The organism is Trichococcus sp., assembly GCF_049589555.1.
In the GTDB taxonomy this organism is placed as follows: domain Bacteria; phylum Bacillota; class Bacilli; order Lactobacillales; family Aerococcaceae; genus Trichococcus.
In genome coordinates this window covers 1-2,122 of record NZ_JBAWAZ010000111.1, presented here as the reverse complement: position 1 = coordinate 2,122, position 2,122 = coordinate 1, and the positions used below count along the sequence as shown (strand labels likewise).

General features: G+C 51.4%; 3 protein-coding genes. All 3 read right to left on the bottom strand.

Annotated features, from left to right (window positions below; genetic code table 11):
* Window positions 1–65: 65 nt before the first annotated feature.
* The 3 genes from WBV27_RS04875 to WBV27_RS04865 all read right to left on the bottom strand — a co-directional run bounded on the left by WBV27_RS04875 (window position 66) and on the right by WBV27_RS04865 (window position 2,068).
* Window positions 66–701: a YrrS family protein gene (locus WBV27_RS04875; protein ID WP_424199933.1), complete on the bottom strand. Its 636-nt coding sequence runs from the start codon at window positions 699–701 to the stop codon at window positions 66–68.
* Window positions 702–821: 120 nt separating this feature from the next.
* Window positions 822–1,286 carry a threonine/serine exporter family protein gene (locus WBV27_RS04870; protein WP_424199931.1) on the bottom strand — a complete coding sequence of 155 codons (465 nt, stop codon included), beginning with the start codon at window positions 1,284–1,286 and terminating at the stop codon, window positions 822–824.
* Window positions 1,283–2,068, bottom strand: coding sequence for a threonine/serine exporter family protein (locus tag WBV27_RS04865; protein ID WP_424199929.1), 786 nt, complete (start codon window positions 2,066–2,068; stop codon window positions 1,283–1,285). Before WBV27_RS04865 ends, WBV27_RS04870 begins: the two co-directional genes overlap by 4 nt.
* Window positions 2,069–2,122: the final 54 nt, after the last annotated feature.

The window sequence follows — 2,122 nt, the reverse complement described above, 5'->3', positions numbered from 1 at the left end:
ACAGAACCATTTCCAAATAAGCAACGCAAAAAAACGCCCTATCAAAGAGCGCCTTGCTGTGTTGATCAGTTGTTCGGTATCTCGTTCAGTTCTTCCACAAGCGTGACTTGCCAACCTTCACCGTCGATCCAGTTGAGCTGGACGCGTGCGATCGTCTCTTTTTGTGTATCAGAGACTGTCGCGGTTACTTGTTGGTCGCCGGCATTGCCGATCCACCATTCGATCATGTTGTCGGCGCTGATGCCTGTCACGGCAGCGATGGCTGTCTTGATTTCATTGCGGTCGGTGGAGCCGTCGCTGAAATCCGTGACATGTTTCCCGGTTTGAGTCGTTCCGATCGGTTCCCAGTCGCCGGTATATGCCTTTGTTACGTTCTCATCGTTTGACGGTACTTCTTCCTTTTCCGTCTCGGTGTCTGCTTCCGACTCCTCCGCGGCGCTGTCTTTATCTTTTTCCGAAGATTCTTCGGCTGAAGAGGACGTTTCGCTGGAATCGTCAGATTCGGTGATGATCATGCTTTGTGAGTTTGTTTGATTACCAGCCGCTACGGATGGTTCTTCGTCGTTCCCATAAAAAATATTATAAAGGAGCACGAGCCCCAAAAATGCGGCGGCGATGATGCCTAAAACTACAAGCAGGTTATTGCGTTTATGATTTCCGTGTAATTCTTGTCTGGTCGGTTTTTGATTATTCTCGGACATGCGGTGACCCCCTTCTGAATGATACAAGTCTAGCATATTTCCGAGACGGCTAGGTTAAATTCAGTTTACAACTCTGTGTCACGGAAAACCATGCACCCGCTTGCCCGCGCCTCGCAAACACTATTTGGCGGGGATTTTCTTTTCCTTTGAGGCCTTAATCCTGGCCATGAGCCCGAAGAGGCTGTCGACAATGAAGATTGCCAGAGCGATGGCCCCCGAAATCTGCAGAGTCAGGATCAGATGCTGTTGCGCCAGAGTATACTCTTTGCTGATGAAGGCATAAACCGATTGATAAACGCCCGCTCCGGGAACCAAGGCGATGAAGGCCGGGATGAAATAGATCGTCACCGGCGTCTTCAGATGACGCGCGAACAGGTGCGCAATCCAAGCGATGAACAGGCTGGCCAGAAAAGTGGCCCCAACGATGTCCAAAAACGACAACCCGCCAAGGTAAACGCCCCAGCCCAAAGCCCCTCCCAACGCGCCATACCGCAACGTCCGTTTCGGCGCTTCCAGGGTGATGGCGATGAAATAGACGGCCACGAAAGCGATGACCATTTCCACAACAATGTTAAGCAAATTCATCGAATCACCTCCCCGACGACGATCAAACCGGCACCGATGCCGATTGCGATGAAGACGGCGATCACAAAGGCCTCCAATATTTTGGCCGCTCCCGACATGTAATCCCCGCGGAAAGTGTCACGGATGCCGTTCGTCAATACGGTACCGGGCAATAAGGGCATGATGGCACTGATGATGATCGTATCCGGTTGTATCGGGAACGTTAATAGTTCGGACAAGATGGCCGTCAACACGGCGATCACAAAACTGGAGACCATGTTTTGGATGAACGGGCGGATCTTCCATTTTGCAGCGACATGCAGCACCAAGGAAACCACTGCGCTGACCGGAAGCATCGCCAGAAAGTCATAGAAGGTTCCGCCCATCAAAAAGATGAACATTTGGATGAATCCGATCAGCGCAAAACTTTTCTGGAGCCCGCTGTATTGGATTTCATCGATGTTCTGCAGCGCATCGTAAGCCTCTTGGATCGTCAATCTGTCTTCGACGAAATTCCGCGAAACGGCATTGACACGGGACACCCTGTTCAGGTTCGTCGTGCGTTCGGTAATCCGTTTGACGACCGTGATCGCATGCATATTCGGACTGTCGAGCGTAGCCACCAGCCCGGTTGTCAAAGCCAACGCTTCGGTCATCTCCAGTCCGGTCTTTTTCAGGATGCGCGTCACCGTATCCTCGACACGGTACGTTTCCGCGTTGCTTTCCAGCATGATCTTCCCGGCCAGGACCGCTGTATCCATGTATAATTCAAAATCCATTTCCGGATTAGGTGTAACCGACATCAAGATCCCCCCTTTCCCTTCAAACCATTATTGGCTGAGGCGCAGTCTAAAAAC